General features: G+C 44.2%; 12 protein-coding genes. 11 read left to right on the top strand and 1 reads right to left on the bottom strand.

Annotation, left to right across the window (positions count from 1 at the left end; translation table 11 throughout):
- Window positions 1-28 precede the first annotated feature (28 nt).
- Window positions 29-1663 (top strand): chaperonin GroEL, encoded by a 1635-nt coding sequence (gene groL / locus D0T66_RS14870; RefSeq protein WP_163358089.1) that lies wholly within the window; start codon window positions 29-31, stop codon window positions 1661-1663.
- Window positions 1664-1963: 300 nt separating this feature from the next.
- Here groL and D0T66_RS14865 read toward each other — a convergent pair whose 3' ends face one another.
- Window positions 1964-2806 (bottom strand): hypothetical protein, encoded by an 843-nt coding sequence (locus tag D0T66_RS14865; protein ID WP_163358088.1) that lies wholly within the window; start codon window positions 2804-2806, stop codon window positions 1964-1966.
- Between the two features lie 342 nt (window positions 2807-3148).
- Here D0T66_RS14865 and D0T66_RS14860 point away from each other — a divergent pair, with 342 nt between their 5' ends.
- From D0T66_RS14860 to D0T66_RS14815, 10 genes are all read left to right on the top strand, one after another.
- On the top strand, window positions 3149-4087 hold the full coding sequence (locus tag D0T66_RS14860; protein ID WP_163358110.1) for a glycosyltransferase family 2 protein: 939 nt from the start codon (window positions 3149-3151) through the stop codon (window positions 4085-4087).
- A 203-nt stretch (window positions 4088-4290) separates the two neighbouring features.
- The gene (locus D0T66_RS14855) at window positions 4291-4641 is read left to right on the top strand and encodes an NADH-quinone oxidoreductase subunit A (RefSeq protein ID WP_163358087.1); all 351 of its coding nucleotides are present in this window, start codon (window positions 4291-4293) and stop codon (window positions 4639-4641) included.
- The gene (locus D0T66_RS14850; protein ID WP_255489842.1) at window positions 4632-5237 is read left to right on the top strand and encodes an NADH-quinone oxidoreductase subunit B; all 606 of its coding nucleotides are present in this window, start codon (window positions 4632-4634) and stop codon (window positions 5235-5237) included. Before D0T66_RS14855 ends, D0T66_RS14850 begins: the two co-directional genes overlap by 10 nt.
- Before the next feature lie 22 nt (window positions 5238-5259).
- Complete coding sequence (locus tag D0T66_RS14845) at window positions 5260-6888, top strand: NADH-quinone oxidoreductase subunit C (protein ID WP_163358085.1); 1629 nt, start codon at window positions 5260-5262, stop codon at window positions 6886-6888.
- Between the two features lie 42 nt (window positions 6889-6930).
- Window positions 6931-8046, top strand: coding sequence for an NADH-quinone oxidoreductase subunit NuoH (gene nuoH, locus D0T66_RS14840; protein ID WP_163358084.1), 1116 nt, complete (start codon window positions 6931-6933; stop codon window positions 8044-8046).
- Between the two features lie 25 nt (window positions 8047-8071).
- Window positions 8072-8653, top strand: a complete 582-nt coding sequence (locus D0T66_RS14835; RefSeq protein ID WP_163358083.1) for a 4Fe-4S dicluster domain-containing protein — start codon at window positions 8072-8074, stop codon at window positions 8651-8653.
- A gap of 34 nt (window positions 8654-8687) precedes the next feature.
- Window positions 8688-9194 carry an NADH-quinone oxidoreductase subunit J gene (locus D0T66_RS14830; RefSeq protein WP_163358082.1) on the top strand — a complete coding sequence of 169 codons (507 nt, stop codon included), beginning with the start codon at window positions 8688-8690 and terminating at the stop codon, window positions 9192-9194.
- A gap of 32 nt (window positions 9195-9226) precedes the next feature.
- Window positions 9227-9544 (top strand): NADH-quinone oxidoreductase subunit NuoK, encoded by a 318-nt coding sequence (nuoK, locus tag D0T66_RS14825; RefSeq protein ID WP_163358081.1) that lies wholly within the window; start codon window positions 9227-9229, stop codon window positions 9542-9544.
- Window positions 9545-9569: 25 nt separating this feature from the next.
- Complete coding sequence (gene nuoL / locus D0T66_RS14820; RefSeq protein WP_163358080.1) at window positions 9570-11513, top strand: NADH-quinone oxidoreductase subunit L; 1944 nt, start codon at window positions 9570-9572, stop codon at window positions 11511-11513.
- Window positions 11514-11618: 105 nt separating this feature from the next.
- Entirely contained in the window at window positions 11619-13106 is a 1488-nt protein-coding gene (locus D0T66_RS14815) for a NuoM family protein (protein ID WP_163358079.1), read from the top strand.
- Window positions 13107-13186: the final 80 nt, after the last annotated feature.

Genomic DNA, 13186 nt, shown 5'->3' with positions numbered 1-13186 from the left:
TAACTTGTAACTCGTAACTAAAAAAATCATGGCAAAAGAAATCAAATTTAATATAGATGCGCGCGACGAGTTGAAAAAGGGTGTCGACGCATTGGCGAATGCCGTTAAGGTAACGCTTGGTCCTAAAGGCCGCAATGTAATCATCGAAAAGAAATTCGGTGCTCCTGCTATCACCAAAGATGGTGTTTCGGTGGCAAAAGAAATCGAACTGGAAGATGCATTCCAGAATATGGGTGCTCAGTTGGTGAAAGAAGTTGCTTCCAAAACCAACGACAACGCCGGAGACGGTACAACAACTGCTACTGTTCTGGCTCAATCTATCATCAGTGTAGGATTGAAAAACGTTACAGCCGGAGCCAATCCGATGGATTTGAAACGTGGTATCGACAAAGCTGTTGCCAAAGTAGTGGAAAGCATCAAAGCGCAATCGGCTGCAGTAGGCGACGACTTACAAAAAATCGAGCATGTTGCTAAAATCTCTGCCAATGGCGACGAAAACATCGGTAAGTTGATTGCCGAAGCGATGGGCAAAGTGAAAAAAGAAGGTGTTATCACGGTAGAAGAAGCTAAAGGAACTGAAACATACGTAGACGTTGTGGAAGGTATGCAATTCGACCGCGGATATATCTCTCCTTACTTTGTAACCGATACAGAGAAAATGGAAGTAGACATGGAGAATCCTTATATCCTTATCTACGACAAAAAAATATCTGCCCTGAAAGATATCCTTCCTATCCTCGAATCTGCGTTGAAATCGGGACGTGCATTGTTGATTATCGCCGAAGATATCGACTCTGAAGCATTGACTACATTGGTCGTAAACCGTCTGCGTGCAGGATTGAAGATTGCAGCTGTGAAAGCTCCGGGATTTGGCGACCGTCGCAAAGAAATGTTGGAAGACATCGCTATCCTTACAGGCGGAACAGTGATTTCGGAAGAAAAAGGCATCCAATTGGAAGCTGCTACGCTCGATATGTTGGGTACTGCCGATAAAATCACTATCGACAAAGATACAACGACTATCGTCAACGGTGCCGGCGACAAGGCTGCTATTGCAGGCCGCGTAGGACAAATCCGTGCACAAATCGAAAAAACAACTTCTGACTACGACCGCGAGAAATTGCAGGAACGTCTGGCTAAATTGGCCGGTGGTGTTGCAGTGCTTTATGTAGGTGCTCCGTCGGAAGTGGAAATGAAAGAAAAGAAAGACCGTGTCGACGATGCTCTTTCGGCAACCCGCGCTGCTATCGAAGAAGGTACAGTACCGGGTGGTGGTGTAGCCTACATCCGTGCTATCGAAGCGCTCGAAGGATTGAAAGGTGAAACCGAAGACGAAACAACCGGTATCGAAATCATCAAACGTGCTATCGAAGAGCCTCTCCGTCAGATTGTGAACAACTGCGGCAAAGAAGGTGCAGTAGTGGTACAGAAAGTACGCGAAGGCAAAGGCGACTACGGATACAATGCCCGTTTGGATAAATACGAAAATTTGAACGCATCGGGCGTTATCGACCCGGCTAAGGTGACACGTGTTGCCCTCGAAAATGCGGCATCTATCGCCGGTATGTTCCTTACAACAGAATGTACTATCGCCGATAAGAAAGAAGAAAACCCTGCTCCAATGCCTCCGATGGGGGGCGGCGGAATGGGCGGTATGATGTAATCCTACCCCGATATATAATGCAAAGAGCCAAAGACTTCAAATCTATCTTTGGCTCTTTTTTGTTATGGATATATGAACTATCCTTTATGCCATTTACTTTTTATAGTAGCAATTAGTTTACAAACCAAATATGCTGAACAAAGCGAAACTATAGCTTCTAATACAATTGCTATACAGAATTTCAAGAGATTCTGATCTTCGAATAAAAATTTATATAGTAGACTGTAATTAACGAAGATAGTTACAGCAAAGCAAATAGTAGCTAATATGAGAATATTATTGTTTTTCATAAATTATTCATTATCCGGGAAAGAAATGATCAAGGACTTGTAAAGCAGCAGAGCCTGCAGAACCAGCAATAGCTCCACCAAGAGCGCCCGGTGCTGCACCTGCACCTGCAACGACTGCACCAGCTAATGCACCTCCAATTGCTCCTGCAGCATCATTTTTCACAACACCCTTCCAACTGAACCATGATTTTTGGTTATTATTAAGAGCGTTACTGCCAGCAATAGTTTTAACCCATTCATCAAAATTATAATACCAATACTCATAAGATGCTTTAGCTACACTTGTTGAGATAAAGAAAAAATCAATTTCCTCTCCTGATAAAATTTGAACAGCTTTAATATTTAATTTTCCAATCTTAGCATTAAAATCTTCAGGTAAAATCCCTTGATTCTCAGATTCTTCACACATGTTGTATAGTTCTTGAGTTAAAGATTCAAAATCTTCGGAACATTTATATTCAGTTGCAGATTTAGTATTGATCTCTGTAAATAATGTCAATTTTTGAATTTGTTCGCTGGACAATTTAGCGTTCGTAATTTTTGAGACAGATTCTAAAGAAGAGTAAACTTTTCTATGTGATTCATCGAAAATATTAATAAGATCTTCTCTTGTCAACTCTCTTGTAGTAGTTGTTTTTTGCAAATTCATTTGAATCTTGACATCCTTTATTATGGCATCCATAGCATCATTATGTGCCATTCCTACTTCTAAATATTTTTCTTCATACTTAAGAGCTTTTTGTTTAGTTGGATCATCTTTTGTGCCGTCATTTTCCGAAGAACATGCATAAATAAACAATGAAAAAATGGTCATAATAGCAAGGGCGAAAAATAAAATGTTTTTCTTTTTCATACAAATGTTTTTTAGTTAGTGTAATTGTAGTCTTTTTTTATGATTGCAATCAAATACAAAATTAAATACAAAACTTAACAATAGTAATGTTGTAGGTTAAAAAAAAATCGTCGAGGAATATATTTTTACTTATTTTAACATTGTTAAATGCTTTGTATCTTAATAACTATGTTTGCGGGTTTATCTCCCCGAAAAAACTGTACACAGACGGAGAGGAATTTCTGGGTGATTATAGGTATTATCCAGTTGAAGGATTAGTGAATAACGAAACTATTTTGCCCGAATGTTTGCGATACAATAAAAAGCACTTAAATTTGTAATTATCTAATGAGTTGCAACAACATGGACAAAATATCGATAATCATTCCCTGTTATAACGAAGAGCAGGCATTGCCTTTTCTCTACGAGGAACTACAGAAAGTCACAAGCGGTATGCCCGGACAATCGTTCGAGTTTATATTTGTCAATGACGGTTCGAAAGACAAGACTATATCCGTCATCAAAGGGCTGCACAAGCAGGACGAGCGCGTGCGCTATGTTTCTTTTTCGCGCAACTTCGGCAAAGAAGCGGCTATCTATGCCGGACTGAAAACGGCGACTGGCGATTATGTAGCCCTCATCGATGCCGACCTGCAAGACCCGCCTTCGTTGATAAGCGAGATGTATGAAATACTGACGACCGACAGCGAATACGATTGCGTTGCAACCCGCCGTGTCGACCGTAAAGGCGAGCCGCCGATACGCTCGTTCTTTGCCAAACGCTTCTATAAGCTGATGAACAAAATATCCGATACCGAGGTGGTAGACGGAGCGCGCGACTTCCGCTTCATGAAGCGCCAGATGGTCGATGCCATTCTCGAATTGAGCGAATACAACCGCTTCTCGAAAGGGATATTCGGATGGGTGGGCTTCAATACCAAATGGATAGCTTACGAAAATGTGGAACGTGTAGCCGGAGAAACAAAATGGTCTTTCTGGGGATTATTGCTCTATTCGTTCGAAGGGATATTGGCTTTCTCGACGCGACCGCTGCATATTGCTTCGCTTTTCGGGATTCTCTTTTGCATTATCGCATTCGTCATGATTAGTATTATCATAGCCAAAACGCTTATCTGGGGCGACGATGTGCAGGGTTATCCTTCGACCATTTGTATCATCTTCTTTATAGGAGGGATACAGCTTTTCTGTCTGGGGATATTAGGGCAATACCTGTCCAAAACATATCTCGAAACCAAGCGCAGGCCTATATACATTGTAAAGGAGACCGAGGAAAAACCGTAACAGGCTATTTTGTAAACTCGACTTGTCATTTTTTACAATTATTTACATTACAATCTTTTGGTAGAATGAAATAAAACTGTAATTTTGTGCCAATTCGAGGGTGGCCAATTGCAGAAAACTGCATTCAGCCCTTACAATTTGCTATAATTCAGAAATCTGTACGCGAAAAATATATTAGTAGAATAATTCATTAAGAGATATTTATGGGTTCTCCACTTTTTATAACAGTACTCTTCACCGGAATGTTTTTAGTGTGTGCCGGATTAGGTATTGCACTACTCGTATCACCCAAATCATTTAATGCGCAAAAAGGAGAAGCATACGAATGTGGTATTCCGACACACGGAACATCATGGATGCAATTCAAGGTAGGATATTACTTATATGCTATCCTGTATCTGATGTTCGACGTCGAAGCCGTATTCCTGTTTCCTTGGGCGACCGTTGTGCGTGATCTGGGGACGGCCGGACTTATCAGTGTATTAGTATTCTTATTATTCCTCGGGTTAGGACTCGCATATGCATGGAAGAAAGGAGCATTGGAATGGAAATAAAGAAATTGGACAAGAAAATAAAGAACATCTATATAAAAGGTATTCCGAGCGAAGAATTCAAAGACAACGAATACCTCGAGAATTATGTAGAAGAACTTCGTGCCAACGGTGTCCCTATTGTCATCGGGGCATTGGACAACCTCATCAACTGGGGGCGTTCCAATTCGCTTTGGCCGCTGGCCTTTGCTACCAGTTGCTGCGGTATCGAATTTATGGCAGCAGCAGCAGCCCGTCACGACCTTGCCCGTTTCGGGATGGAAGTTACCCGTAACAGTCCGCGTCAGGCCGACGTGATGATTGTGGCGGGAACAATCGTGCACAAAATGGCTCCCCTTGTGAAGCGTGTCTACGACCAGATGGCCGAACCTAAATATGTAGTAGCCATGGGTAGCTGTGCTATCTCGGGCGGTCCGTTTGTCGATTCGTATCACGTGGTAAAAGGAGTGGACGAAATCGTTCCGGTAGACGTATATGTTCCCGGATGCCCTCCGCGCCCCGAAGCACTGTTCTACGGACTGATGCAATTGCAACGTAAAGTGAAACTCGAACGTTTCCTTTTCAAGACGCAAAAAACGAAAGCCAAAAAGAAGAAATAATCGTTGATATTCAGATAGGTCAATGGAAAATATCAAAAAAATAATACTCGACGTTGTACCGGAAGCGGTTATCGAAGAAAAGCAAAAACTGACTGTTACCGTAGAGCCGGACAAGTTGCACGGATTGGCAAAAGCCTTGAAAGAAAACAAAGAAACCAACTTTGATTTCTTAGCTAAGCTGTTCGGTGTAGATGAAGGCGAAAGGCTTGGAGTAGTATATCTCCTCTCTTCCATCGAAGATATGAAGCGTGAGTTGGTGCTGAAAACCTTTACGGCAGATCGCGAAAACCCATTGCTGTTCTCGGTGACAGACCTTTGGAAAACAGCTAACTTCAACGAGCGCGAAGTATATGCCATGTTCGGGATTCGTTTTATCAACAATCCGGATATGCGCAAATTCTTCCTCAATCAGGATTGGGACGGTTATCCCCTGCGCAAGGACTATAACGATAGCCCCGCATTGAATCCTGTTTCGACCGAGAGCCGCGAAATCAAAGACATTTCCACCCGCATCACGATTACACCGGAAGGAAAAATCAAAGAAGAAAAATATAATCTGTTCGAAGACGACGATTATATCATCAATATAGGTCCTCAACACCCTTCTACACACGGGGTAATGCACTTCCGCACCGCATTAGACGGAGAGGTTATCAAAAACATGGATGTAATCAGCGGTTACATTCACCGTGGAATAGAAAAGTTGAGCGAAAAATTGACCTACCCTCAAATCCTGCACTTTACAGACCGTCTCGACTATCTTTCGGCGCATATCAACCGCCACGCATTATGTATGTGTGTCGAAAAAGCGGCCGAAATAGAGATACCGTTGCGTGCGCAGCACATCCGTGTGATTATGGATGAGTTGCAGCGTATTGCATCGCACTTGGTGGCATGGGCGGCTATGTGTAACGATATGGGTAGTACCACAGCCTTTATTTACGGTTTCCGCGACCGCGAACCGATTCTCGATATCTTCGAAAAATGTTCGGGAGGTCGCTTCCTGCCAAACTACAATGTTATCGGCGGAGTGATGTTCGACGTATATCCTGATTTCGAAAAGGATGTCCGGGCATTTATCCCCGTTATGCGCAAAGGCTTGAGAGAATACGAACGCCTCTTTACGCACAATGCTATTGCCGTGGGGCGTATGGAAGGTGTAGGTATCCTGCCGAGAGAAGAAGCCATCTCGTATGGTGTGACCGGTGTAGTAGGACGCGGTTCGGGTGTCGACGTGGACTTGCGCCGCGACTATCCGTATGCTATATACGACAAGGTCGATTTCAAGGTGATTGTACGCAACGAGTGCGACTCTTACGCACGCTACCTCAATCGTTTGGACGAAATAGAAGAATCACTCAAAATTATAGAACAACTGCTTCCATTGCCCGAAGGCGACTTTCAGGCTAAGACAAAAGCTATCATCAAGCTGCCTGAAGGAGAATTCTTCCAGCGCGTGGAAACAGGCCGTGGCGAATTCGGCGTATATATCGAAAGCCGTGGCGACAAAGTTCCTTACCGTATACACTTCCGCTCGCCGTCTATGAAGATGGTAGAGGTGATGCCGCTGGTATCGAAAGGCGAGAAAGTCTCCGACTTCATTGCCATCGGGGGGTCTATGGACTATGTGATTCCGGATATAGACCGCTAACAAAGAGAATACTATTGATTAATATATTAAGATAAACGATATATGTTATTATTAGATAGCCCGATTGAAGCGACAAATTTATTGACTTGGATACATAAGGCACTTTCGGAGAGTTTGCATCCAATGGCTGTTGTTGCAATCGAATGTGTATTAGTCGGATTGGTCTTGCTCACGGCTTATGCTGTTATCGCTCTGGCGTTGATTTATGCCGAACGTAAAATTACAGCCTTCTTCCAGTGCCGCCTCGGACCGAACCGTGTAGGTAAATGGGGGTTGATACAAAGTATTGCCGATATGATAAAAATCCTGCTCAAGGAGATTATCTATATCAATAATGTCGATAAGTTCCTCTTCTATCTCGCACCCTTCTTCGTTATCGGAGCATCTATGCTCACATTCGGAGCGTTGCCTTTCGGACAGGGCTTGCAAGCCATAGATTTCAATATCGGGGTATTCTATCTGATAGCTGTTTCCTCGTTGGGTATTATCGGCGTATTGCTTGCCGGATGGTCGAGCAACAATAAGTTCTCGATGATTGGTGCCATGCGAAGCGGTGCCCAGTTTATCAGCTACGAACTTTCAGCCGGATTTGCCTTGATGACAGTCGTTGTGCTTTCGGGTTCGATGCAGTTATCTACAATCGTAGAAGGACAGCGCTATCTTGCCGATTGGAACTTATTCAACGGGCACATACCTGCTCTCATTGCATTTGTCATATACCTCATATCCGGGCATGCCGAAACCAATCGCGGTCCGTTTGACTTACCCGAAGCGGAGTCGGAGCTGACTGCCGGTTATCACACCGAGTATTCGGGATTGCAATTCGGTTTCTTCTATCTGGCTGAGTATCTGAATATGTTTATCATTGCCGGAATAGCCGCAACCGTATTCCTCGGCGGATGGCAACCGATACAGGTCGAAGCCTTCGGCGAAGGATTCAACAGCGTCATGGCTGCTATCCCGTCTTATATCTGGTTCTTCGGCAAAACGGCATTCCTCGTATTCCTCAGCTTATGGGTACGCTGGACATTCCCGCGTTTGCGTATCGACCAGCTGTTGACATTGGAGTGGAAATACATGCTGCCTATCAATATGGTGAACCTTGTATTGATGGTAGGTGTCGTATTGTTTGGTTTGACATTGAAAGACTTATTTTGATTAATAAAATAAACAGATAACTAAAATGACTGTTTCGCAATATTTCTCAGGCTTATTTGGTGGCATCAAATCCCTTTTGGTGGGAATGAGTGTTACCATGAAAGAGCTTTTTACCAAAAAGGTTACTCAACAATATCCCGAGAACCGTAAAACACTGGTTATACCCGAGCGTGTGCGCGGAGTGCTGACCATGCCGCACGACGAAAACAACGAGCATGCCTGTACGGCTTGCGGTATCTGCCAGATGAACTGCCCGAACGGGACAATCACGGTAGAATCGGAAATGGTGACGACCGAAGAGGGTAAAAAGAAAAGAGTGTTGACAACCTATACTTACCGCCTCGGGCAATGTACATTCTGTAACTTGTGTGTATTGACCTGTCCGTCGGATGCAATCGTATTTTCCAACGAATTCGAAAGTGCCGTTTTCAACAAAGCGAGACTGACCGAAAAGCTTAACCATGAAGGTTCTAAGCTGCGCGAAAAGAAAGTTGCACCGAAACCGGCTCCAGCTCCGGCACCTGTGGCTGAGACTGAAGTGAAAAAAGAAGAACAGGCTCCTGCTGCTGAAAACAACGCTGCAAGCACTGAAACAGATAAAGAATAAGAAATAACGATATAGAGACTATATTATCATAGATATGACAACAGAATTTATAGTATTTTCGGTAATTGCGCTTCTCATAACGGGCTTTTCCGTGCTGGCGGTTACTACACGAAAAATTATCCATTCGGCGGTGTTCCTGCTTTTCGTATTGTTGGGTACAGCCGGACTATACCTATTGCTCGAATATCACTTTCTGGCGGCGGTACAGATTGCCGTATATGCCGGCGGGGTGATGGTCTTGTTTATCTTCTCCATCTTCCTGACGCACGATCCGGGCAAAGAATTGAAGTTCGAGAAACCGAAACGCATGGTCTTTGCGGGATTGATTTCCTTTGCGGGATTGGCTATCTGCGGGCATGTTATCTATCGCAATGTTAATAAGTTCTATTACTATGTGAGCCACAAAGAACTGGATATGCAATACATCGGCAAAACCCTGATGGGAACCGACAAATACCAGTTTATGCTGCCGTTCGAGGCTGTCAGCCTGTTGTTGCTCGCCTGTATCATCGGAGCCATTATGATTGCCCGTAAAAAATAACGAATAAAAAAAGAAAGCTAATAATATACACTATGAACAGTATTCCATTAGAAGGTTATTTAGCAATAAGTACAATTATGTTCTTCGCCGGCGTTTACGGATTCCTTTCGCGCAAGAATATGATAATGGTATTGATTTCTATCGAGCTGATGCTTAATGCTGCCGATATCAACTTCGTGGTGTTCAACCGCCTGTTGTTTCCGGGGCAGCTCGAAGGATTCTTCTTTACCCTGTTTGCCATCGCTATTGCTGCCGCCGAAACGGCTGTTGCCATAGCCATCATCATCAATATATACCGTCACTTCAAGTGCATATATATAGATGAGAATATAACCGAAATGAAAAACTAACCATATATAGTAAGATTTACAGGATATGGAGCAATTTAATTTTACAGCACTGATTTTAATCATCCCGGCCGTGATGTTTCTCATTCTCGGGTTGGGAGGTAAGTATATGAAGCCTATCGTGTCGGGTATTCTCGGGACGTTGGCATTGACGGCAATGGCTGTCATAGGCTACACGACCGCCTATATCTACTTCTTCGAAGTAGGGCAGGTGAACGGAGTTTATGAGGCATTCCCCATCACATTAATCGAAGGATGGCTTCCGTTCTACAAAGACCTGAACATCAGCCTCGGCATGTATATCGACCCTATTTCAGCGATGATGCTGGTGGTTATTACGACCGTTTCGCTGATGGTACACGTCTATAGCTTAGGCTATATGAAAGGCGAAAAGGGCTTCCAGCGCTATTACGCTTTCCTTTCGCTGTTTACATTTGCTATGCTGGGATTGGTGCTTGCAACCAATATCTTCCAGATGTATATCTTCTGGGAATTGGTGGGTGTATCTTCGTTCCTGCTTATCAGTTTCTACTATATGAAACCGTCGGCTGTGGCTGCTGCCAAAAAGGCGTTTATCGTAACGCGCTTTGCCGACTTCTTCTTCCTGGTAGGTATCTTAGTCTTGTCGTTCTATTCCGGAACGTTCGACTTTGCTACACTTACCGACCCGAATGCTGCGTTTATTGCAACAACAGCAGGACAATCATTCCTTGGAATGTCAATACTTTCGTGGGCGCTTATCCTTATCTTTATGGGAGGTGCGGGTAAATCGGCCATGATGCCGTTCCACATCTGGTTGCCCGATGCCATGGAAGGTCCTACACCGGCTTCGGCGCTTATCCATGCCGCTACGATGGTGGTAGCCGGGGTATTCTTGGTAGCACGTTTATTCCCTATTTTCTCGATAGATGCCAATTTGGATGGTATAGCCCTGAATGTTGTTACATGGATGGCAGCTATCACGGCATTGGTATCGGCCGTTATTGCCTGTACGCAGACAGATATCAAGCGGGTACTTGCTTTCTCCACCATATCGCAGATTGCCTTTATGCTTACAGCCTTAGGGGTATCGAAATACGGACACGAAGGATTAGGCTATATAGGAGGTATGTTCCACTTGTTTACGCATGCTTTCTTCAAAGCTTTGCTTTTCCTTTGCGCAGGAGCTATTATCCATGCCGTGCACAGCAACGAAATGGGCGACATGGGCGGATTGTGGAAAAAACTGCCGATTACGTTCGGAACATTTACGATTGCCTGGTTGGCGATTGCCGGTATTCCTCCGTTTTCCGGATTTTTCAGTAAGGATGAGATACTTGCCGCAGCTTACGAAAGCAATTTTGCCGTATACCTCATATTGAGCTTTGCAGCAGGATTGACGGCATTCTATATGTCGCGCCTGTGGTTCCGCATATTCTTCTACGAAAAGAAACATTACCATCACGAGCCGCACGAAGCAAGCCCGGTAATGACTATTCCGTTGATTATCTTAGCTGTTTTTGCCGCAGGAGCCGGATTTATTCCATTTGGTGACTTCGTCACTTCCGACGGGCATCCGCATCAAGGCGAGCTGAATATGCAGGTAGCTATTATCAGTGTGGTTATCTCGCTGGTGGGTATCGGTATTGCAACAGCACTATACTTCAAGAAAAATTCAATGCCTGATAAAATTGCCAATGGCTTCGGGTTCTTCTATAAATGGGCACACAAGAAATTCTACTTCGACGAATTGTGGTTGTTCATCACCCGTAAAGTTATTTTCAATTGCATTTCGCGTCCTATTGCCTGGTTCGATAAAAAGTTTGTCGACGGATTCATGGACTCGCTGGCAACAGTTACGCAGGCTGCTTCTGAGAAGATCAAAAACTTCCAGTCGGGGCGCATACAGCAATATGCTGCCATGTACCTGCTCGGGGCGTTGATTCTGGTTGTGGGATTTGCATTTGCGATTGTCAGTTTTATTTGCAATTGATAATAAGCTATTAGCTAATAGCCGATAGCTGTTAGAATTATAGAAAAACAAAAAGTAAAAAAGCCAATAGCTAACGGCTAACGGCTAAAAGCTAAATAATAAAATATGAATATTCTTTCATTATTTGTTCTTATTCCGGTCGTGATGTTGTTGGCCTTTATTCCTTGCCGCAACGCGAAACAGATACGCACCGTAGGAGTGATAGGGGCATTTGCCCAATTGGCACTTGCGCTTGTATTATTGTTCGAATACTTGAATTTAGGTACTCCGCTTGCTACGGGCGAATGGATGTATTACGATTCTACTATTTGGTACGAGCCGTTGAATATTGCCTATACAATAGGGGTGGATGGTATTTCTGTCCTCATGTTGTTGCTGACGGCAGTTATTGTTTTGACAGGTACATTCGCTTCGTGGAATATGAGCCGCGACTTCTTCCTTTGGTTGACGCTCCTCTCGATAGGGGTGTACGGGTTCTTTATTTCCCTCGACTTGTTCACGATGTTCTTCTTCTACGAAATAGCCTTGATACCGATGTACTTGCTGATAGGTATCTGGGGTTCGGGACGGAAAGAATACTCGGCCATGAAGCTTACCCTCATGTTGATGGGTGGTTCGGCATTCCTCTTCGTAGGGATATTGGGTATTCACTACTTCTCGCCGATGGTTGAGATGGCAAACGGAACAATGGCGCATACATTCAACCTGGTAGAAATAATGAAAGGCGGAGGTATTACACCTTCGGCGCAGATGTGGATATTCCCGCTTACGTTTGTCGGATTCGGGGTGCTTGGAGCAATGTTCCCGTTCCATACCTGGTCACCTGACGGTCACGCTGCCGCGCCTACGGCCGTTTCGATGTTGCATGCCGGTGTACTGATGAAACTGGGAGGTTATGGATGTTTCCGTATCGCTATCCGCTTGATGCCCGAAGCTGCCGACGAGTTAAGTTGGATTTTCCTTATACTGACAGGTATTTCCGTACTTTACGGAGCATTGGGAGCTATTTCTCAAACCGATTTGAAATTTATCAATGCCTATTCCTCGGTGAGCCACTGTGGATTGGTATTGTTTGCTATATTGATGCTGAATCAGACAGCAACAACAGGTGCTGTTATGCAGATGTTGTCGCACGGTCTGATGACAGCCTTGTTCTTCGCCCTTATCGGGATGATTTACGGGCGGACGCATACGCGTGATATCCGCGAAATGGGCGGGTTGATGAAGGTGATGCCATTCCTCTGTGTGGCCTATGTGATTGCCGGTATGGCTTCGCTCGGGTTGCCGGGATTGAGTGGTTTCGTTGCCGAAATGACCATCTTCGTCGGTTCGTGGGAGCACACCGATATGTTCCACCGTGTATTCACGATAGTGGCTATATCATCTATTGTGGTGACGGCGGTATATATCCTCAAAGTGGTGGGTAAAATTCTTTACGGCCCTGTACAGGATAAACATCATCTGGAGCTGACTGATGCCGTTTGGTACGAAAAAATAGCCGTTGTGGGGCTGATTATCTGCGTTGCCGGAATGGGTATGTTCCCGGGATGGATTTCGAATATGATAAGTGAATGCCTGACTTATCTGCCGTAGCCCCCTACATCCCCCAAGGGGGACCTTAGAAATGGATAAAGATAAAATAGAAATAAAGAATAACCAGTAAAATAACCCAA

It is taken from the genome of Dysgonomonas sp. 25 (assembly GCF_010501075.1).
Classification (GTDB): Bacteria; Bacteroidota; Bacteroidia; order Bacteroidales; family Dysgonomonadaceae; genus Dysgonomonas.
The sequence above is the reverse complement of the archived record's forward strand: the minus strand, read 5'-3'. Positions and strand labels throughout refer to the sequence as shown.